Genomic DNA, 20,148 nt, shown 5'->3' on the forward strand with positions numbered 1-20,148 from the left:
CCAAAGCAGCCACTCGCCACGTGGCGCAACATTTCGAGCTGAGGAGTGTCACCGCTGCGGACAAAGTTGCCGGTCACGCTTGCAGCGGGCAGTGGACATCCGGCGCCTGTCGGAATGGGGCTACCAAACGACAGAGATTGGCCCGCTTGCGGACATGCCGCTTTCGGCTGCGGGACGCAAAAAAACGGCTGTTTAGCAGGCTTCACAACCGTTCGTTTGTAACCACCCTTCCACGGCGCTCAGATATCGGTTTCGTCGTCGATCCGCCTGCGAAGCGAAGCGATGACGTTATCGAGGCGGCGCAACAAATCGTCATAAGACATGATGTCCATCACGTTCGCGTACTTTCGCCTGACGACCTCAAGATCGACCGCCTGCTCGCCCCAGACCTCGCCCGTCGGATCCCGGCCGAGGATCACGATGGCCTTCGGGTTCGTAACCCGTATCGACATTCCAGGAGGTAGCTTCGCCGCATACCGCTCCGTCAGAGTACGCTCGCCGTTCAGCCCCCACTTAGACAAGTGAAACAGGTACTTTTCCGCCTGCATGATCGTCCCGGAGAGCTCCCGGCTCGGAAAAGCGTTCTCGCGGTAGTCGCCACCCGCCAGCAAACTCCCGCGAGGCCGCTTGATCTCGATCACATCCAAATTCCCGGCGGCGTCCACCAGCGCAATGTCGATGAAGCGCCTGCGGGAACGCCCCGGTGTCGAGTATAAGTCGGCGATCTGCACATTCTCTAGGATCGCTACGTACTTCGGGAAGATCAGCAGTAGGAACTTCATGAGGAGCTGCTGCCAGTCGCGTTCCACCCTGACCTCGGAGGCAGCGAGCCAGCCGCGCAGCGTGTCACGGATCAGTTGATACTTCGCGAGCTCCGCCTCTAGCAGTTCCTCGGTGTCGAGCGAGTCGGTCGCGCCAATCGCCTTGTGGCGGCTCATGTATTCCTCGTAGTGCCGCCGGGCATCAGCCATGCCGTCGACATACTGGCCGACCACGTCCGCGACCCGTGCTCTGGCATAGCGATCCAGCTCGGTCGTCGTCGGAAATTTGGTGAGCAGCCGCTCAAACTCTTGGATAGGTATGGAGCCGTCCTCGGCGCTGCCGATCACGATCTCGCCACCGGCGGGCATGACCGCGGAGAGGCCGCGGAAGATGGACATGTCGCGGTGAGCGACGAACAGCCGCCGCTCTAGTGGCAAGGCGTCGGCGATGCGTACGTTGTGGACGATGCCGAGGCGCCTACCCTCGATGACGCGGAACCCGGCGCGCCGCGAGCCGAAGCGGAAGCGGTACACGAAGCCGTCGATGTTCTCGAAGTCGTCGTCGCTAGGCAATTCGCCAAGGAGATCGGCGCGTTCGAAGTGAAAGACCTTGGCGATCCTGACCCGTCCCTCAGTCCGCAGCTTGTTCCGAACCCATCGGGCGTCCCAGCTCTCGGGCTCGTATTCGAGGACCACGCCCCGGCCCCTACGGTCCTTGAACCTTAGTGCCATATCGTCAAAGTTTCGTCAGCATTACATCGCTCATCTGCGTTTTGGATCATCTATCTGCTCTCTTGAGTTCGCTTTTTGCTTCACCCTTGGGGCACTGGTAGCGATAGGACATTATCAGCCCCGAATAGGTGGACCGCGGCCGCAAGCGCCTGTGGTCCGAGCGTCTGAGTTGCCAGAACGGCAAGGCGTTTCTTTGGTCGCGAAATGGCGACATAGAAGAGGTTCCGCCACCGCGCGAAGCTCGCCTCGTCCTTAGCGGGGATGTCCCCCGTCTGAAGGCTTTCAAGAAATTTCGGCCAATTGTAGTGGTTCCACCCGGCGCTCAGGATGACGAGCACGTTTTCGAACTCTGCGCCCTTCACGCTGTGCTGCGTGGCGAACGGTGTGAAGCCGTTGATGAATTCCACGAGCGCGACCAGCTCGCGGTACGCCACATTTCTGAGTTTGCGATGACGCTTGAGGGATTTGGATTCGTCCGGCGTTTCATCGGAGCCAAGCCCCGCGATCTCGGCTTCGCGCTTGGCTACCTGATCCGTGAGGCGCGGTCGTAGGGTGTTTTTTAGAAAATCGATCATTTCGCCGATGGTGCCATTCGCACGAAGCGCAATGAGCTGATCCATCTGCGCTCGCCAGACCGCTTTATCAGTGGATTTGCGGATCGTGGGGAGGCCGCCCATAGATCGGAACATGTCGCCATAATTGCCGCAGATATAAGCTAGGCAAATCGGCTCAACCGTGTCGGCAAGGAAGGAGATGGTCGCGTCTTCCTTCTTGGAGAAGGCTTCCTTGTGTTCGAAAATTTTGGCTAGGTTCGGATAGCCGCGCTCAGCCGCGATGGCGTTATGCGTGAGCATCAGGATTTTGGTTTTTTCCGGAGCCAAGTCCCACCCCTCGGCTTCCAACTGCGCCTTGAGACTGTTGATGAAGCTCACGGATAGCTCAGCGGGCAGGTCTGCCTTTCCGTTTCGTGAGTCCACCCGCTCGCCCGTGTATGCATTACAATGAAAGAACCGCGCCTCGCCCTGCGCGGTTTCGTCATCTACGTGTTGCTCCAGCTCCGGGCGGAGCTTGTTGAGCACGTCCACGATGACAGGGACGGAACGGAAATTGGAACCCTTGTCGATCGGCTCGATGTTAGGGAATTGCGCGAGCTGATAGTCCTTGCGATATATCGTCTGCCAGTGATCTCCGAAGAGGCCAATGATAGGCCCCGTGCCGGTCGCAAAAAACTGGTCCGAGAGCGCGCTCATGACAAGCGGGTCGGTGTCCTGATACTCGTCGATAAACAGCACAGGGTGCAGGCTGCTGAAAATTCTTTGAAACTTCGGATTTGCGAGCAGCGCGGCGAGGTATTTCGGGATATCGTCGTGATGGAGCGTGATCCGCGTATCATCGATGCCGAAAAAGCCGAGATTGTATTCGACCGTTTGGTTGTGAATTCCCCCGGCGGCCTCGATTGCTTCCTGACGGTTCTCCTGAGCGGCGACGAGATCGCGAAGCTGCTTCTGAAACGGTGAGATGAAGGACCAGCCGAACCCATGGATGGTGTTCACGAGAATGGCGGGATGCTGCTCAATCTCTTGTGCGATCTCGTTGCGAGCCACCTCGGTATAGGTAATGCACGCTACTCTCTGCCCTGCATTCATCAAAGCGGTGCCCCGCTCGGCGATTAGCTTCCGGAGTGCCGCGACCAGCGAATAGGTTTTACCCGCGCCTGCGCCAGCTTCCAGACGGAAGTTCTCTCCTGCCTCCAGGCATGCCTCAAGTTTTTCTTGTGCCTGCTTGGCCGCAATTACCGCAGGCGATGGAGGTTGGACCGTCATACTGCTGGCTCCCCAGGCTCGCCATCGTGAACTATGGGCGGCGGGGCGTCAGGCGGTGGCGTCGGTTCGGACAGCCAGATCAGCCCCTCGCGGATATACCGGGGCACGTTCCAATTCTCTTCGCGGACGGCGAATTTGATCGCCTCCTCGGACTTCTTGAAATCCTGTGCGGTTTCCCACGCATTCTTGGCTGCCTCCGCATCATCGGCAATCTCGAAGTCTGCCAGATTGGCGAGAATAAGCGCGTCCTCATAGCTTCTCGCGCAATGCGCTGATCCATCTTCCGGCATCTGAAAGGCGATGCGGCAAAAGCCCTTGGTCTTGTCAGCGGTGGTCTTCGCCATCAGGTCATGGACGGAGATGTGAGGCTCGTCGAACCATGCCCTGAGCGCCGAGTTCGACGTGCGCTCACCTTCTGCGCAAGGGCACTTTCGCCATTTAGAATCCAGGAGCCGCACAGCGTCGAGATCGGATATGACAAGCGTCTTCAGCTCCAGAAATTCAAGAAGCGGATAGAAAACCTGCGCATGCGCGCCTCCAGCCTCAATGGTGGTGATATACTGACGGCTGAGCTTGCTGTCTGCGGGGAGATCAGCGTCCAAAATCTTAGAGATGCGCGGCATCAGAATCCGTTCGGTGGCTCCTTCCACAAGTATGGCCTTGTCCGCGAAATACAGGTCGCACTTCGTGAGCGTCATATACTGTTGAAGAAAGCGACGGTCCTCGGGGCTGATTGCTTCGGCCCCGCGACGGAAATCCTTGACCTTGGTGCGGCGGACGCCGGCATGCGCCGTGGGCTCATTCAGAAAATAGCGGATTGCGTCGAACTGAGCCGCATTGGCGAGGTGTGAGGAATGGGTAGAGACGATAAACTGCACCTGCCAGACCGGTTCGACTGGATATTTCTGTGAAAGAGTGGCGACGGCCGCGTTGAGTTGGCTGATAAAGACCTCCTGCATCTGGGGGTGCAGATGCGCCTCAGGTTCCTCGATAAAAACGAGATGGGTCGCGGGCCGCATCGCGGAGCTACGATAGGCTTTATGCAGAGCTTCCAGCTGGAGGAGGATATAGATAAGATTGCGTGTGCCGAGCCCGTTGTACCCCTCGGGCAGGTGAACGCCGTCTGCCCCAGTATAAAGGATGCGGGTGTTGTCGGTGAGAAGGCTCTCGACATCGATCGTCGTATGCGGTCGCAACTCTGTATCGTTGATGCTGGGGAACCCGAAGGTGTTGAGCGCGGGCAGCAAGTCTTTTAGCCGCTCGTCGAAATCTCCCTGCATCGCCTGTTCGAGATCGGCCACGGATGCCTTTAGCCCTTGGGCGATTTCCTGATCACTGATTGATGCGGTCACGGTGTTGGCAGTCTTGAATAACTTGTTCAGGAGTTTGCCGATCACGTCAGTGTCACCACGCTTGCCGAGATCGAGCGTCCGCTGAGCCTTGACGAAGCCGGTACTGATCAATGCCGAAAGCTCCGTGGTTTTATCAAACGCGCGCCGGTTGGAGTAGTCGGTGGGGTCGATCGCAAAGCAGCGGATGGCGTAGGCTTTGGGGATAGCATCGCGTAGATGTTGGAGAAGGCTCTCGTTCGGATTCGCTTCCTCTTCCAGTTCGGGCAGATCGAGCAACATCGGGACGGTGTTGAGTACGGGCGAATACTCGATCCGGGCGATGGCCGTGACGCAATCAGGATCGAGATCGATGACAAACGGCGACAGCGCACCGAGATCGTCGGCGGTCGGATTGTAGGTAAAGGTCAGCGTAAGCGCGATGACCGGCAACTCCGCCAGCACGGCTTCTGGGGCGGCTGCCCCGCCGTCTCTCAGCCCCTTCGCCGACAGGAATTTAGGCCTGACAACGGCAGCAAAATCTTCAAGGCGGAACTTACCGGCTTGCTCGCCAAGGAACCGATCGAACACTTCTGTGAGCGAGGTCTTGCCGCTGTTGTTGCGGCCGACAACAACCGTCGCGCCAGCTTCCACGGCGATCTCTATATTGTCCAGAAGACGGAAACCCTCAACGCACACATTTGTAAGTCTGATCATGCCGCCCCCTAGGTAGCCATCATTCTACCAGAGGGTTTGCTCTCTCCCAAGTGCCAGTTTGCCTGATCTAAAAATTGATTGCCGCGAAAGGTATTGTCGCACGTTACTAAACGAGTGGGTGGTTTCCCGGCCGTGATGGGCAGAAGGGAGCGACTTGCGCTGCGTGGTGTATGAATGACCGCTATCCCAAGTTCGCTGCGGTTGCCACGTTGCACCGCCGTAAGTCCGCTTCCCGCCCGATCTCACCAAATGCCAATGACGCCAGCTATCGCCAGCGCCATTGCACAGGGATCAACCCTTTCACTCTACAAATCGATACCTATCCCGCGCCTGATCCAGCTTGTTCGCAGCGCGCGCAGGATCGGCCTTGATGGCATCGCGCAGGCGTCCACCCATTCCGGCCATATGATCGGCCAGTTTAGCCTCTGAGGTGCCTTCCAGCGCCGCAAGGGTGATCGCGTTGCCAGCGAGTTGGGCCATGATCAGGCGAATATGTTCGGTGCGGTGGACGTGTTTGATTTGGCTTGGCGGCAAGTGGCTGCGCATTTCCGTCAGATCGCCCTCAGTTTCGGCGCTGACTAAATCCCATAGCGGATGATTGGGCCAGCGGGCGCGGTTGGTGTCTTGCGGATCGGCGGTGCAATAGCGAATTCTTTGCAAGGCTTCGGCCACCACGTCGCCAAATTGCGCATCGAACTCGGCCCAACGCCGGATTTGCCAGCGATCCTTGAGCAGGTCTTTCCCAGCGCGGATTTCAACGCGCCAGACGCGGCTTGCCGTTCGGTCTGTCGGATCGAGCGGGGGCATCCCCTCGGCTGCAAGGTTGGCGTTCCAGATGTCCCACCAGATCGGCTTGTGACGGTCGATCACTTCGCGCCGTTTGTCATAGATGATCACTTGCCGCCCCGGCATCTTGCCAACCGTTACCGAGGTGAACCGCCCCGATTTGCCATTGCTTCGTGTGTCCTCTTCCTCAGAGGTTAAGTGATCGGCGCGGTTGGCGTGGCTGTGGATCACAAAACTTTCAGGCATCAGCTCAAATTCGGGGGCCAGCACATCAACGCAAAAATCGGCGCGGGCAATGCTGACCTGATTGGCGGTGTAGCGAATTCCCAGCCGCGTCAGGGTCTTGTCGATGTAGGCGCGGGCATAGCCCAAGCCTTGCGTTGCAAGCAGTGTCGAGCCGATAGAGAGGCGCACGCCCCACGGGTCGCGGACATTGGGTTTCTTGAAGAACCACGTCACCTCAAGCGGTCCACCTTTGAGAATGAACCGATAGCCGTTGCCACCATGCGGCAAAAGGTCGAATTCTGCCCCGCCATAGCTGACGGGTACTGGGGCGCGGACCTCTTCGGCTCTCTCGCGCTCGGCGTCGAGGTATTCAAAAAGGTCGCGCGGAATGTTGGCTTCAATTGACAAGGTGATGGTGTCAAAGCCTCTGTGAACAACATGCATTTGTGGTCTGTCTCCTGTGGCGGGCGGTATTTCCAGAGGGGGGTGCTACAATCACCCCCCTCTTGCGGCGACGCCGCGCTGTGTGGCTGAGGTGTGAAGAAAGGGCGGGCGCTAACGCGCCGTCAAAGGTGCCTCCGGCGGGGCAGCTTTTGTTTTGGGGCCGGGCGCGGGCGCCCGGCGCTCCAATCAGGTCGTCATTGCGGTCTTGCGGGAAATCCAGTTCTCCGCACGCTCCGAACATTTGGCGACGTTCAACAGATCATTGTGACCAAACGAGGTGGTGGATTTCCACTCGCCCTCGTTGGTCTTGTACGAGCGCGACATTTCGACGGAATAGAAACTGTCATTCTCCCAAATCGTCGCGGTGATCAGACCAATCCTGAACTTGTAGGCGGGTTGGTTGGACATGGGTTTTCCTTTCGTTGCCCTGAACGGCAGACATAGAGAGGGCGCGAAGCGGAAAGCCCCGCGCTCCTTTTGAGCCATCCGGCCCCAAAATCCCGCGCGGTGCTGCCAACCCCAACGCGGGCAAAACTGGTGATTAGGCGGCGTCCTGACTGGTGCTGGAGCGACGGCGCGCCTCTGCCCAGTCGCGCAGATCGCGGCGACGGTAGCGGACCGAACGGCCCGGTTTGTAAAAGGACGGGCCGAAGCCAGTTACGCGCCACTTCTGGAGCGTGCGCACGCTTTGGCACAGGTAGTCGGCGGCTTCGATCTCGGCGATGAAGCCATCCCAGTAATCGGTGGCTTCCATCGGTGGGCTGGTCTTGTGAAAATGCGTCATTTGCTGCGTCCCAGTGCTAATGTCTTCGATGAAGCCAACATGGCGGCGCCAAAGCTCCAAGGCGAGCGAAACCACTGGTAAGAAATTGCTTCAAAAGTGCGGGCTATTTCTTACAAGTAAGGTCAGCGCCGCCCTGCGATATGCTCTTTCATGACTGTCAGAATTCGGGACTGCGGCGCACGGGGTGCGAGGGCTTTGAACGTATCTACGCAGAAGCGGGCAGCTTCCGTGATTGGCTCCCCAGCATCCGTTACGTCGCGGGTGAAGGGACGGCCAAGCAGCTCGGTCCAAATCTCCGCAATGTTCTTCACCCAAATCCGAGTGGCATGATCGCGGCGGCGTCCCGCAGGACGCGAGGATAGCCCTTCTGCGGTGTCCGACACCAAGCTCCCAAAACCGTCGATCAGTTCGCGAAGATCATCCAGTGAGAGAAGGACATTCCCGAAACTGCCATCTGGCGCAGGATAGCCTATAAAGGGATATTTGACCTGATCGCGAAGCTCGTCGAGTATGGCAGGATGCACTGCGTTACTTTCTGCGCGCTGGATTGCTTGTCGGGCGCTTGGCGAGAGGTTCGATAATGCGCTCTGAAGGCGACACATCTGCTTGTGAACATCTTGGAGCTCCTTACGGATTTGGCTTGGTGCCGCGATTGGCGTCGTCATCCTTGTATTGCGATGCCAGATCCAAGCCTCCTCGTTGAGCCGCTTTTTAAGTTCAGCACGCGATCCTTCGGTGAAACCGTACCGATCTGCCAACGCGACAATCGCATCATCTGAATAGGTCGGCGGTCGAGAATCGAAGGCGGAGGACATGCGCGGCGTCTCCTATGTAATGTAAGATAAGGGCTCATTCGGCCCCTTATGTAAGGCGACCAAGGAGACTTCTATTATATTAATATAAAGGCAGGACCATCGGTCAGCTCACCACCCGTAACGTAAAGCGCCGCTCATCGGGTGCCCCGACGAACGTACTCAGCAGAGCAGCGTTATCTTCTGCGGCTTAGGCCTCGGTTTGCTGAGAGCCGTATTCGATGCGCATAAGTGCTGCGATGCTGAGTGCTCACCCGACAATCCGAAACGGCCCCCGCGCTGGCTGAGGCCTTTGAACGCAACCCGCCAGCCGCGCCGCCACTGATCCCGCTGCGCGTTGCACGGCATCGTCGGCAAGGTGCGCATAGCGCAGGGTGGTTTGCAGGTTTCTGTGGCCCATGATCTCTTTAAGCGTGAACGGGTCGATCCCGTCTTTCATTGCTACCGACGCATAGGTGTGACGCAGATCGTGAATGCGCACGTCGTTCAATCCGGCCCGCTCACGGATACGCCGCCAAGGTCGTTCGAGGTCAGTCACGTGGCTTTCGCCGTTGAGGCCTGCGATAACATAGGGGTTCCCATCATAGCGGGGCAAAGCGGTCAAAATGTCATACGCTTCGCGCGGCAGAGGAATGCGCCGCCGCCCGGTTTTGCTGTCGGGCAGGTCGAGGTGGGTGTAATGAATATACTCCCATTTCAGCGTTTGGATTTCTCCGCGACGGCATCCGGTCAAAAGCAAAGCCAGAAAAGCCGATACAACATGAATAGTCTCGGTCCCATCGGCCAAAGCGGCTTGCAGGGCTTGTCCCAACCGCAACTGTTCCTCGTCTGTGAGATAACGTTTCTTTTCCACCTCACGGTTCTTCTTGATCCGACGCACCGGGTTTGAACCTTCGGCGCGCAGCCCCCAATCCTCGGCCACGTTAAACATCTTAGAGAGCATCGCGATGGCGCGGTTCGCCTGATAGGGCGTCTCACGCATTCCATAGTGAAGGGCGATCACGTCTTTTCGGACAACTTCGCCCACACGCATCAGCCCCAACTTCGGGCGGATATGATTGCGGATCAGCGTTGCATAGGCGCGCGCGGTCGTGGGCTTGCAGTGCTCCGCCACATATTCCTGCAAAAAGCGGTCGCACAGCCCCGCAATCGTCGGCGCACGCCTCAAAGTTTGTTTCTCGGTGGATGGGTCCGCGCCGCGCGCAACGTCGCCCAAAAGGCGCTTGGCTTGGTTGCGGGCCTCGTCTGCGGTGAGCGCGCCATGTTGGCCGATGGTGATCCGGCGTGTTCGACGCCCAACCCGATACTGAACGAGGTAGGTCTTTTTGCCCGATGGATAGACGCGCACGCCAAATCCGCGCAGATCGCGATCCCAAACCAGATAGTCTTTCACCTCGGTGCATAGCGCTTCGACACTGCGCTTGGTCAACTTGGACATAGCAAGAACACTCCTTTTCCTTCTATCGCTGCCGGAAGCTATACGGAAGCAACTTGCAGCAAATTCAGGCGTTCTTGATGCGACGCGAGCGCAAAGCGCGTCAACGTAATTCATTGTTTACAATGCATTTTTAGCAATAAGGCGAAGTTCGGAGCAGGCCAGAGAAACGCCCTGATCTTTTCTTCTAATCAGCAGGTTGAGGGTTCGAGTCCTTCAGGGATCGCCAGATTTCAGGTTCTTTGCCTAGTAGCGGGTTCAAACGCCTATCCAAGCCTGCCATGATACAGCGCAATCGGGACCGCACAAACGACGCCTTGGGCAGCGCAGCCCCGGATCGGCGCCGCGCCCCAAGCCGTTTAGCGTAGCCGGGCCACAACGTAATCCGCCAGATCGTCCAGCATGTCGCGCAAATCCCCAGCTGGCAGAATCGCAAGCCGCGCGCGACCTCGATCGGCCCAGCCGATGGCAGCCTGACGGGTTTCTTCCAAGCTGCCATGCGCCTTCATCAGCTCTAACGCATGTTCCAGATCGCCCTCATGCTGATCGCCTTTGTCGATCACACGCACCCAAAAGGCGCGCTCCTCGGGCGTGGCCTTCGCCACGGCCTTGATCACCGGCAGCGTCAGTTTGCGCTCGCGGAAATCGTCGCCGACATTCTTGCCCATCGTCTTGGCATCGCTGAGATAATCCAGCAGATCATCGACCACTTGAAACGCAATCCCGAGGCTTTCGCCATAGTCATGCAGCGCCGAGATTTGCTCTTCGGGGGCTCCTGCCAGCACCGCACCGGCCTCTGCCGAGGCCGAGAATAGCGCCGCGGTCTTGCCGCGCACGACCTTGTAATAGGTGTCCTCGGTGGTCGCGAGGTCTTCGGCGGCGCTGAGTTGCAGCACCTCGCCCTCGGTAATCACGGCGCTCGCATTGGACAGGATCGACAGCACCCGCAAGTTCTGCGTGTCCGTCATCAACTGAAACGAACGCGCGAACAGATAATCGCCCACCAGCACGCTGGATTTATTGTCCCATAGCAGGTTCGCCGTGGGCCGCCCGCGGCGCTGCTTGCTTTCATCGACCACGTCGTCATGCAGCAGAGTTGCGGTGTGAATGAACTCGACCGCCGCCGCCAGATTGTGATGCAGGCTGCCCTGATAGCCGCATAGCCGCGCCGCTGCGATTGTCAGCATCGGGCGCAACCGCTTGCCGCCAGCGCCCACAAGATGCGCGGTCACTTCGGGAATGCGCGGGGCGTTTTCAGACGCCATACGTTGCAAGATCAGCGCATCGGTTGCGCTCAGATCCGCTTCCAGTGCTTTTGCCAGCCGGTCATGCGGTTTTTCGGTCTTGTCATCGAGGCTCATTGTCATCCTTCCGCTCTAGCCCCATCTCGACAGCCCTCGCAAGGGGCCGTATGGGAGGGACATGAAAGAGCTATTGCGTAGCACCGACCCTGTCAAACTCGCTTTTGCGGCATCGCTGCTGAGAGGCGAGGGTATAGAAGCCTTCCAGATGGACGTCCATATGAGCGTTCTCGAAGGGTCCCTGGGCATTTTGCCGCGCCGCCTGATGGTGCGCGATGGCGAGCTGTTCATGGCTCAGGTCGTCTTGCGCGACAATGAGATCGGGCCGGATTGATGTTTGCGCCTGCGGATCTGACCGAGGACGGGTTCTTGGGCGGTCGGTTGCGCATTGCGCAGCCCAAAAGCGGTTACCGCTCGGCAATGGATGCAGTGTTTCTTGCGGCGGCCTGCGATGCGCATGCGGGTCAGTCGGTTCTGGAACTGGGCTGTGGTGCGGGTGTTGCCAGCCTCTGTCTGGGCGCGCGGGTGGCCGGGCTGGTGCAAGCCGGGCTTGAGGTGCAGCCGCGCTATGCAGCCCTTGCGCGCGCCAATGCGCAGGCCAACACGCAAGTGCTTGAGGTGTTTGAGGGCGATCTGGCGCAGATGCCGGCTGATTTGCGCGCGCGCAGCTTTGATCATGTCATCGCCAACCCGCCCTATTTCATCGCCCAAAGCGGCACGCCCGCCAATGATCGCGAACGCGAATATGCGCTGCGAGAGGCGACGCCGCTTGCGCATTGGTTGGATGCCGGGTTGCGGCGACTGCGCCCCGAGGGGGTGATGACGCTGATCCAGCAGGCAGACCGATTGGCCGATATTCTTGAAGGGCTGAAGGGGCGGGCGGGCGCGATCACTGTCTTGCCGATAGCCCCGCGAGTCGGACGCCCCGCACGCCGCGTCATCGTACAGGCCCGCAAGGGCGCGCGCGCACCGTTGGTGCTTCTTGCGCCGCTGATTGTGCATGGCGCGACGCATCATACACAAGATGCGGAAGATTTGTCAGATGTTGCGCGCGAAATTCTGCGCGACGGTCAAAAATTGCTCATATCGCGTTAACGTTTTCGCAAGATTTGGCGAGAAAACTGGGGGTGCACCGACTTTTTGCGACAAACTCGTGACACGACTCAAAACCTGTGGTGCAATCAATAGGCTGACAACCAAAGAGGAGATTGCCATGTCGCTAGGTTCGCACATCACCGAACTTCGCAAGAAACATGAAGCTTTGGCGTCGGAGGTAGAGCGCGCTGCTCGAAGCCCGGGTGCCAACGACCTTGAGATTGCTCGCATGAAGAAGCAAAAGCTCCAACTGAAAGAACAAATTCACCGCCTTGAACAGGCCTGAAGGTCCCCTCTCACGAATTCCGGGTCGCCGCCTGCGGCGGCTCGGTTACAGGCACGGGGGCTGGGCCAATTTTGCGCCGCGCCCCGATCGCCGCAAGCAAAGCCCCGCCCGCAATCAATACCGCTGATATCAGCAATACCGGGCTTGCCGGTGCGATCCCCACCGCCACCAAAACCAAAGTCGAGATCAGTGGGGCTGCGTAGGATGCTGTGCCCAGAAGCTGTATATCGCCGCGCTTAACACCCAAATCCCACGTGTAAAACGCCAATCCAACCGGACCAAGCCCCAGCCCCAGCACTGCGGCCCAACCCAGCGTGTTCTGCGGCCAGATCGTGGGCTCCAACGCCAGATGCGCCGCCCCCGACAATGCCGATGTCGCCAGACAATAGATCGCAACAGCCGCCGTTGGGACATGCCCGAACCGGCGCGAGAGAAGGGAATAGCTTGACCAGGTCAGGGCGCATAATCCAGCAAGCGCATATCCGGGCACGGCACTGCGATCAGCCGCAATCCCTCCGCCCAAAATCAGCGCAGCACCCATAAAGGCGATCAGCGCGCCCGCGATATGCCAAAAGGTCAGCCGCTCCCCCGGCAGCAGCCCGGAAAACAGCACGATCAACAGTGGCCAAAGATAGGCGATCAGCCCGGCCTGCGCAGGGGGCGCCAGACGTAGCGCCGAGAAATACAACAGATGATAGCCAAACAGCCCCGCGGTGCCCGCCACATAGACCGGCCACGCAACCGCGCGCAGTTGATGCAAGCTGCCGGTCGCTATCAGCCAGATCACTCCGATCGCACCACCAATCGCAAAGCACATTGCGTTAAGCTGTAACGGCGGCACCGGGGCCGATCCAACGGTGAACAGCGCCAGCAGCGACCACAACAGCACCGCCGTAAATCCGATGAAACTTGCTTTGCGACGCGTCATGCATCCCCCAATGATAGAGGCCCGCACGCTGCGGGCCTCGGGTTGTCTCGACCAGAGACGAAATTAGACGAAATATTGCCCGCCATTCGCCGTGATCGTGGAGCCGGTGATAAAGCCCGCATCATCGGAGGCCAAGAACACCACGGCGCGCGCGATCTCGGACGGCTCGCCCAGACGACCGACGGGGATCTGACCGATGATAGATTCGCGCACCTTTTCGGGCACGGCCATCACCATTTCGGTCGCGATATAGCCGGGGCAGATCGCATTCACGGTGATATTGGCGCGCGCGCCTTCTTGCGCCAACGCCTTGGTAAAGCCCAGATCGCCCGCCTTCGCCGCCGAGTAATTGGCCTGCGCGAATTGCCCCTTCTGGCCGTTGATCGACGAGATATTAACAATACGACCGAACTTGCGATCGCGCATCCGCGTCCATAGCGGGTGGGTCATGTTGAACACGCCGCTCAGATTGGTGTCGATCACCTCATTCCACTGCTCACGCGTCATTTTGTGAAAGGGTGCATCGCGAGTGATGCCTGCATTGTTGACCAGCACGTCGATCGGGCCGATCTCCTCCTCGATCTTCGCGATCCCGGCCGCGCAGCCGTCGTAATCCGCGACGGACCATTTATAGGCCTTGATTCCAGTTTCTTCGGTGAACTTCGCCGCCGCATCGTCATTGCCGGCATAGTTGGCCACAACAGTGTAGCCTGCCTCGCTTAACGCGGCCGAAATCGCCGCTCCGATACCACGTGTGCCGCCGGTGACCAGTGCAACTCTGGACATGATGGTGCCTCCTCAAATTAACTCCCGTTGAAACGGTGTTACCGAAAAGAATTAAGGCGCGCAACAAAGTTGCGCGCCTCGGGTCGATTTAGGGGGAAGATTTCGCTCACAGGCCTTCGATGCACATCGCAACGCCCATGCCTCCGCCGATGCACAGCGTGGCCAGCCCTTTTTTCGCGCCCGAGCGTTTCATCTCGAACAGGAGCGTATTGAGGATGCGCGCGCCCGAAGCACCAATCGGGTGACCGATGGCGATCGCGCCGCCATTGACGTTCACCTTCGACGTATCCCAGCCCAAATCCTTGTTCACCGCACAGGCCTGCGCAGCAAAGGCCTCGTTGGCCTCGATCAGGTCCAGATCGCCCGGCTTCCAACCCGCTTTTTCCAGCGCCTTGCGCGAGGAGGGGATTGGCCCACAGCCCATGATCGAGGGATCCAGACCGGCCGTCGCATATGACGCGATGCGCGCCAGTGGCGTCAGCCCGCGCTTGGCGGCCTCTTCCTCGGTCATCAGCAGCACCATCGCCGCCCCGTCATTCAACCCCGAAGCGTTACCCGCCGTGACCGAACCGTCCTTGGTAAAGGCCGGGCGCAGCTTTTGCATGCTTTCAAGCGTGGCGCCGTAACGGATATATTCGTCCTGATCCACGACCGTCTCGCCCTTACGGGTCTTGACGGTGAAGGGCGTGATCTCGTCGACGAACTTGCCTGCCTTTTGCGCAGCCTCTGCCTTGTTCTGGCTCGCGAGGGCGAATTCATCCTGCTGCTCGCGCGAGATTTGCCACTGATTTGCGACATTCTCGGCGGTTTGACCCATGTGATAGCCGTTGAACGCATCCCAAAGACCATCTTTGATCATCGAGTCGATCATCTTCATGTCGCCCATTTTCTGGCCCGCGCGCAGATGCGCGACATGGGGGCTCAGCGACATGCTTTCCTGACCGCCTGCGACCACAATCTGCGCATCGCCCAGCATGATATGCTGTGCGCCAAGCGCCACCGTGCGCAACCCAGACCCACAAACCTGGTTGATCGACCAAGCGGCGGATTCGATGGGCAGCCCTGCATTGATATGGGCTTGGCGGGCCGGGTTTTGCCCTTGACCGGCTGTCAGCACCTGCCCCAGGATGGTTTCAGATACCTCAGCTTTGTCAATGCCAGCCCGCGCGATCACGGCTTCGATGGCCGTCGCGCCAAGGTCATGGGCGGGAATATTTGCGAACGAACCGTTAAACGAACCGACGGCTGTGCGCGCGGCCGAGACGATGACGACATTGGTCATGGGATCCTCCTCATCACGAAGTTGGCGGCGTGCAATTGCGCCCGCCTGCTGGCGCGCAGCATGGCGGATGCGCGGGTCAGGTCAAGTCGAAACGCTCGCAGACAACTTGGGTCGCGCAATTTTGTTGCGCGACGAATATCCCTTGGATGGGAGGCCTTTTGGCCCAAACCCGGTCGGTCAGGCCGTCTTGCGCGCAGATGGCACTGCCGTGCTCCAGGGCGGGCGCACCGTGGGGACGCCGAAGTAAAAGCCCTGCAGACAATCGACGCCGATCTGGGCGAGATACTCTGCATCTTGTGAATTCTCGACAGATTCCGCGACCGTGAACATTTCGAAATGACGCGCAATATCGATAAGCGATTTCGTCAGCGCCTGATTATCGGGATCGCGTGCGATACCACGAATGAACTGCCCGTCGATCTTGAGAATGTCGAAATAGAACTCGCGCAGATGGCGAAACGAGGTGTAGCCCGCCCCAAAGTCATCCAAGGCAAAACTGACGCCGCGCGCCTGCAAATCCTCCATGAAGACACTCACCAGTTCAGGCATGAGCATCGCCGAACTTTCGGTGATCTCCAAAATCAGGCGATCGGCGATGGTTTCGTCAATCGCCAGCCCGCGATTGAGGGCCTTCATCCAGGCCGGGTAGCCGATAGATCGCGCTGACATATTGATCGCAAGGCGCAGGCTGTCATTCTCCAAAAGCGCGCCAAGCCCCATCTCGATCGCCAGACAGTCCAGCTTGCGGCCCAATTCCGTTATCTCGACGCTTTCGATGAAATCCTTGGCGGGGATGATGCGACCGGATTCATCAAGCACGCGGATCAGCCCTTCATAAAACGCGGGGCGGTCGGGACGCGTGGTTTGCACGACGGGTTGATAGGCCAGCAAGACGTCGCCGCGCGCAATCGCGTCGCGCACCAAGGCGATGGTCTGGCGGTCTCGTTCTGCCACGGCATAAGCAAGCGGGCTTCTCAGCTCTGCACTTATCGGCTCTTGATCTGGCTTTTCGCGATTCGTCATGTTCCACTCCATCACCAACACCGCCCAATTTGGAATAGAGGCGCTAATAAGCAGTAAAAGAGCCTGCCTCTTTCCCGACGTGGTTAATGGGCGCAACAAATCCGCTTTGGCGTAAATGCTTCGGTAAGTTTCGCGCGCTACCTTCAGGCGAGTCGCAGCAGCCGAGGGTCAGATGAGCCATCAAGTCGAAACCGCAGAACGCCACGCCGGGGAAATGCCCTTCCAGCTTGAAGAGCTATTTTATTCGCGTACCGATACGCGCGGTGTAATTCTTTCGGGCAACGAAGTGTTCCGCCGGGTCTCAGGGTTTGAATGGGGCGATCTTTTGGGGGCGCCACATAAAATCGTACGTCACCCAGATACGCCGCGGGCCGTGTTTCGGATCCTGTGGGATGCGATCCAAAAAGGCTACCCGATGGGCGCCTATGTCAAAAATAGATCAAAATCAGGTGGTTGGTACTGGGTTTTCGCAATAGTCCTGCCGATTGACGGCGGTTTTTTATCGGTGCGGCTAAAGCCGGTCAGTGATCTTTCTGACAAGATGAGACGATCCTACGCGACGTTTTCCGAACGCGAACGCGTTGAGAAAATCGATCCCGAGGAAAGTGCCGGAATGCTGCGTCGGGGCGCTGAGGCGGACGGGTTTTCAAGCTATACCAATTTCATGGCCCATGCCTTGGGCCATGAATTGGCCGCGCGGGACCGCCAATTGCGCCGCACGGTCGATCCGCGCACCCAAGTTTTGGCCGAGATGAACACTGCGATGGTGCGCGCCACAAAGGAACAAGTCGGCTTGCTGCGCAGTTTTGAGGCGCTGCAATCCGTACCCAATAATATGCGCATTGTCGCTTCGCGGCTAGAGCCCTCTGGGGGGCCGGTCTCGGCGATTTCCGAGAATTACAAAGCGTCGTCTGTGGTGATTTCCGATCGTTTGCGCAGCTTCGTTGCCGGAGAAGGCAATATTTGCGATCAAATGTCGCGCGAGGTGGCGCGGGCATTGTTCTTGCTGGGTAGCAGCCGCGTGCTGTCCGAGATGAATGCCAAACTCGAGCAGGTGGTGCCGGTTGAGGGCATTGATTGGGTAAAAGAGCGTGAGTTGTTGAATGAGCTAGAGCAAAAGGCCTCAAATGATGCGCGCGCAGTCATGGGAAAGGCTGCAGCGATTGCCGCTCAACTGACCCAGCAAAGCCGCGAGATTCGGCGCCAGATGCTTGGGCTCGATACGATCCGGGTACTTGGACGGGTCGAGTGTGGCCGGATGCGCGATAATTCTGGCGGGTTGAGCGCGACAATCGATCAACTCGACGGGTTTCATGACGACATCAAAGGGCGCTTGGAATCGATCATGCGCTTGTCCGAAGAGATTGAGCAGGCAATGACCCGATATCTGCGCCAATCCAAGGCTGCCTAGGCGCGTTTCTTGGTCAAAGCACACTGGCACACTTGAATTGCTGAACGGTGTTTGAACTCCACGTCTGCCCGTGCGTGCCAATGAAATCAGGGGCGGCGCGCGGGCGCTTTGAGATTGAGGATCGCTCCGGGGCAGACGCGCCTTGATTGCGCGCTGCCCGTTTACTGACCTCTCAGTCTGTGATCATCGCCTTGATCAGCGCCTTGGCCTCGGGCGAATCCCATTGCGCCCCACCAATCATCCGCCCAACCTCGTGCCCGTCCTTGTCGATCAGCACCGAGACCGGCAGCCCCAAAACCCCCATCGCGCGTGAGGCAAATGCAGCGGGATCGTAAAAGCGCGGGATAGCGTCGAGCTTTTCATCGTCAAAGAAAGCCCCCACTTTCGCTGGCGAGTTTGACCCGCCCGTCGCGATGGCCACCACAGCGAAATCATCCCCGCCCAACTCTTTTTCGAGCGCATTGAGATAGGGCATTTCCTCGCGGCAGGGCGGACACCAGGTTGCCCAGAAATTCACCAACACCACCTTGCCTTTATACTCTGCCAAAGAGTGTTCTTCCCCCGCGTCATCAACGAAAGAAAACGGCGGCACCGGCAAAGGTTTGGAATAGGTGACCAGCGATTCCATCTGCCCTTGCTTGAGAGCATTGAGATCGGCAGCTTGCGCAACATTTGCACCCAGTGCCAGCGCCGTATAAAGGACAAGAAACCGTAACATATCGCCTCCGTAAAAGGGCTCGAACCATGACCTATAGCACCAAAGACAGTCAAGCCTCCAACGCGATGTGGGGCGGGCGTTTCGCCGCTGGGCCAGATGCGATCATGGAGGCGATCAACGCATCCATCGGCTACGACCAGCGGCTCTATGCCCAAGATATCCGTGGCAGCCGGGCCCATGCTGCGATGCTCGCCGCACAAGGCATCATTAGTGATAAGGACGCGCAGGCCATCGGGGAAGGGCTGATCACGGTTTTGTCAGAAATCGAGGCGGGGGATTTCCCGTTTTCGACCGCCCTTGAAGACATTCACATGAATGTCGAGGCGCGGCTCAAGGATCTGATTGGCGAGCCGGCGGGGCGTCTGCATACCGCGCGTTCGCGCAACGATCAGGTCGCGACCGATTTCCGGCTGTGGGTGCGCGAGCAATGCGACGCCGCAATCACCTCGCTCGACGCGCTGATCCGCGTCGCCGTGACGCGCGCCGAGGCGGGCGCCGATTGGGTGATGCCCGGTTTTACCCATTTGCAAACCGCCCAGCCCGTGACCTTTGGTCATCACATGATGGCCTATGTCGAGATGTTCGCGCGCGACAAATCCCGCTTTGAGGATGCACGCAAGCGGATGAACGAATGCCCCTTGGGCGCGGCAGCGCTGGCGGGCACAGGGTTCAATATTGACCGCCATGCGACGGCGCAGGCCTTGGGCTTTGACCGCCCGATGGCCAACAGTCTTGATGCGGTGTCGGATCGTGATTTCGCGCTGGAATTCCTGTCGGCTTCGACGATCTGCGCTGTGCATCTGAGCCGCCTTGCCGAAGAGCTCGTGATCTGGTCCTCGGCGCAGTTCCGCTTTGTGTCGATGTCGGACAAATGGTCGACGGGCTCCTCGATCATGCCGCAAAAGCGCAACCCTGACGCCGCCGAGTTGATCCGCGCCAAGATCGGGCGCATCCTTGGGGCTTCGGTCGCGCTGTTTACCGTGATGAAAGGCCTGCCTCTGGCCTATTCCAAGGACATGCAGGAAGACAAGGAACAGGTCTTTGATGCTGCCGACAACCTGATGCTGGCGCTGGCCGCGATGGCCGGGATGATCGGCGATCTGTCGGTGCATCAGGCCAATCTCGAGGCCGCTGCTTCGGGCGGGTTTTCCACCGCGACCGACTTGGCCGACTGGCTGGTGCGCGAGGCGGGCTTGCCCTTCCGCGACGCCCACCATGTCACCGGCTCGCTGGTCGCGATGGCGGAAAACGCGGGCTGCGATCTGCCCGATCTGACGCTGGAGCAGATGCAATCGGTCCACCCCGCGATCACCGAGGCGGTGTTTGGCGTGCTGGGCGTGCATAATTCCGTGGCCTCGCGCCAATCTTACGGCGGCACCGCGCCCGATCAGGTGCGCGTGCAAGTGGCCCGCTGGAAGGAGATTTTGGGATGAAACTCACGGCCCTTCTGATTGTCTCTCTTTTTGCCCTG

General features: G+C 58.9%; 19 protein-coding genes. 5 read left to right on the forward strand and 14 right to left on the reverse strand.

Going from position 1 to position 20,148, the window contains the following annotated elements; all coding sequences use genetic code 11:
* Positions 1-239: 239 nt before the first annotated feature.
* The 9 genes from AB4874_RS00630 to AB4874_RS00670 all read right to left on the reverse strand — a co-directional run bounded on the left by AB4874_RS00630 (position 240) and on the right by AB4874_RS00670 (position 11,208).
* Positions 240-1,457 carry a Shedu immune nuclease family protein gene (locus tag AB4874_RS00630; protein WP_227511976.1) on the reverse strand — a complete coding sequence of 406 codons (1,218 nt, stop codon included), beginning with the start codon at positions 1,455-1,457 and terminating at the stop codon, positions 240-242.
* Between the two features lie 116 nt (positions 1,458-1,573).
* Entirely contained in the window at positions 1,574-3,316 is a 1,743-nt protein-coding gene (locus tag AB4874_RS00635; RefSeq protein ID WP_065322575.1) for a UvrD-helicase domain-containing protein, read from the reverse strand.
* Positions 3,313-5,361, reverse strand: a complete 2,049-nt coding sequence (locus AB4874_RS00640) for an ATP-dependent nuclease (RefSeq protein ID WP_368390558.1) — start codon at positions 5,359-5,361, stop codon at positions 3,313-3,315. Before AB4874_RS00640 ends, AB4874_RS00635 begins: the two co-directional genes overlap by 4 nt.
* A 300-nt stretch (positions 5,362-5,661) precedes the next feature.
* Positions 5,662-6,816: a hypothetical protein gene (locus tag AB4874_RS00645; protein WP_368390559.1), complete on the reverse strand. Its 1,155-nt coding sequence runs from the start codon at positions 6,814-6,816 to the stop codon at positions 5,662-5,664.
* A 186-nt stretch (positions 6,817-7,002) separates the two neighbouring features.
* A complete protein-coding gene (locus AB4874_RS00650; RefSeq protein WP_368390560.1) occupies positions 7,003-7,224 on the reverse strand; it encodes a hypothetical protein in 222 nt (73 codons plus the stop codon).
* Positions 7,225-7,357: 133 nt separating this feature from the next.
* Positions 7,358-7,600, reverse strand: coding sequence for a helix-turn-helix domain-containing protein (locus AB4874_RS00655; RefSeq protein ID WP_438273427.1), 243 nt, complete (start codon positions 7,598-7,600; stop codon positions 7,358-7,360).
* Between the two features lie 122 nt (positions 7,601-7,722).
* Positions 7,723-8,415: a hypothetical protein gene (locus tag AB4874_RS00660; protein ID WP_368390561.1), complete on the reverse strand. Its 693-nt coding sequence runs from the start codon at positions 8,413-8,415 to the stop codon at positions 7,723-7,725.
* Positions 8,416-8,662: 247 nt separating this feature from the next.
* Complete coding sequence (locus tag AB4874_RS00665) at positions 8,663-9,850, reverse strand: site-specific integrase (RefSeq protein WP_368390562.1); 1,188 nt, start codon at positions 9,848-9,850, stop codon at positions 8,663-8,665.
* Positions 9,851-10,206: 356 nt separating this feature from the next.
* Positions 10,207-11,208, reverse strand: a complete 1,002-nt coding sequence (locus AB4874_RS00670; protein ID WP_368390563.1) for a polyprenyl synthetase family protein — start codon at positions 11,206-11,208, stop codon at positions 10,207-10,209.
* A 61-nt stretch (positions 11,209-11,269) separates the two neighbouring features.
* On the opposite strand from AB4874_RS00670, the gene AB4874_RS00675 reads away from it, so the two are divergent.
* The 3 genes from AB4874_RS00675 to AB4874_RS00685 all read left to right on the forward strand — a co-directional run bounded on the left by AB4874_RS00675 (position 11,270) and on the right by AB4874_RS00685 (position 12,529).
* Positions 11,270-11,482: a putative signal transducing protein gene (locus AB4874_RS00675; protein WP_295534860.1), complete on the forward strand. Its 213-nt coding sequence runs from the start codon at positions 11,270-11,272 to the stop codon at positions 11,480-11,482.
* On the forward strand, positions 11,482-12,243 hold the full coding sequence (locus tag AB4874_RS00680) for a tRNA1(Val) (adenine(37)-N6)-methyltransferase (protein WP_295534858.1): 762 nt from the start codon (positions 11,482-11,484) through the stop codon (positions 12,241-12,243). Before AB4874_RS00675 ends, AB4874_RS00680 begins: the two co-directional genes overlap by 1 nt.
* A gap of 118 nt (positions 12,244-12,361) precedes the next feature.
* Entirely contained in the window at positions 12,362-12,529 is a 168-nt protein-coding gene (locus AB4874_RS00685; RefSeq protein WP_295534855.1) for a YdcH family protein, read from the forward strand.
* 10 nt (positions 12,530-12,539) lie between these two features.
* Here AB4874_RS00685 and yddG read toward each other — a convergent pair whose 3' ends face one another.
* The 4 genes from yddG to AB4874_RS00705 form a co-directional block, all read right to left on the reverse strand.
* Complete coding sequence (yddG, locus tag AB4874_RS00690) at positions 12,540-13,457, reverse strand: aromatic amino acid exporter YddG (protein ID WP_368390564.1); 918 nt, start codon at positions 13,455-13,457, stop codon at positions 12,540-12,542.
* Between the two features lie 63 nt (positions 13,458-13,520).
* Positions 13,521-14,243 (reverse strand): acetoacetyl-CoA reductase, encoded by a 723-nt coding sequence (gene phbB, locus AB4874_RS00695; protein WP_295534849.1) that lies wholly within the window; start codon positions 14,241-14,243, stop codon positions 13,521-13,523.
* Positions 14,244-14,349: 106 nt separating this feature from the next.
* The gene (locus tag AB4874_RS00700) at positions 14,350-15,525 is read right to left on the reverse strand and encodes an acetyl-CoA C-acetyltransferase (protein WP_295534846.1); all 1,176 of its coding nucleotides are present in this window, start codon (positions 15,523-15,525) and stop codon (positions 14,350-14,352) included.
* A gap of 177 nt (positions 15,526-15,702) precedes the next feature.
* Entirely contained in the window at positions 15,703-16,548 is an 846-nt protein-coding gene (locus AB4874_RS00705) for an EAL domain-containing protein (RefSeq protein ID WP_368390565.1), read from the reverse strand.
* A gap of 172 nt (positions 16,549-16,720) precedes the next feature.
* Here AB4874_RS00705 and AB4874_RS00710 point away from each other — a divergent pair, with 172 nt between their 5' ends.
* Positions 16,721-17,959 carry a PAS domain-containing protein gene (locus tag AB4874_RS00710; protein ID WP_368390566.1) on the forward strand — a complete coding sequence of 413 codons (1,239 nt, stop codon included), beginning with the start codon at positions 16,721-16,723 and terminating at the stop codon, positions 17,957-17,959.
* Positions 17,960-18,131: 172 nt separating this feature from the next.
* Here the strand turns inward: AB4874_RS00710 and AB4874_RS00715 are convergent, their stop codons facing one another.
* The gene (locus AB4874_RS00715; RefSeq protein ID WP_295534838.1) at positions 18,132-18,677 is read right to left on the reverse strand and encodes a TlpA family protein disulfide reductase; all 546 of its coding nucleotides are present in this window, start codon (positions 18,675-18,677) and stop codon (positions 18,132-18,134) included.
* Positions 18,678-18,703: 26 nt separating this feature from the next.
* On the opposite strand from AB4874_RS00715, the gene argH reads away from it, so the two are divergent.
* Positions 18,704-20,110 carry an argininosuccinate lyase gene (argH, locus tag AB4874_RS00720; protein WP_368390567.1) on the forward strand — a complete coding sequence of 469 codons (1,407 nt, stop codon included), beginning with the start codon at positions 18,704-18,706 and terminating at the stop codon, positions 20,108-20,110.
* Positions 20,111-20,148: the final 38 nt, after the last annotated feature.

Source organism: Thioclava arctica (assembly GCF_040892615.1).
Taxonomy (GTDB): domain Bacteria; phylum Pseudomonadota; class Alphaproteobacteria; order Rhodobacterales; family Rhodobacteraceae; genus Thioclava; species Thioclava arctica.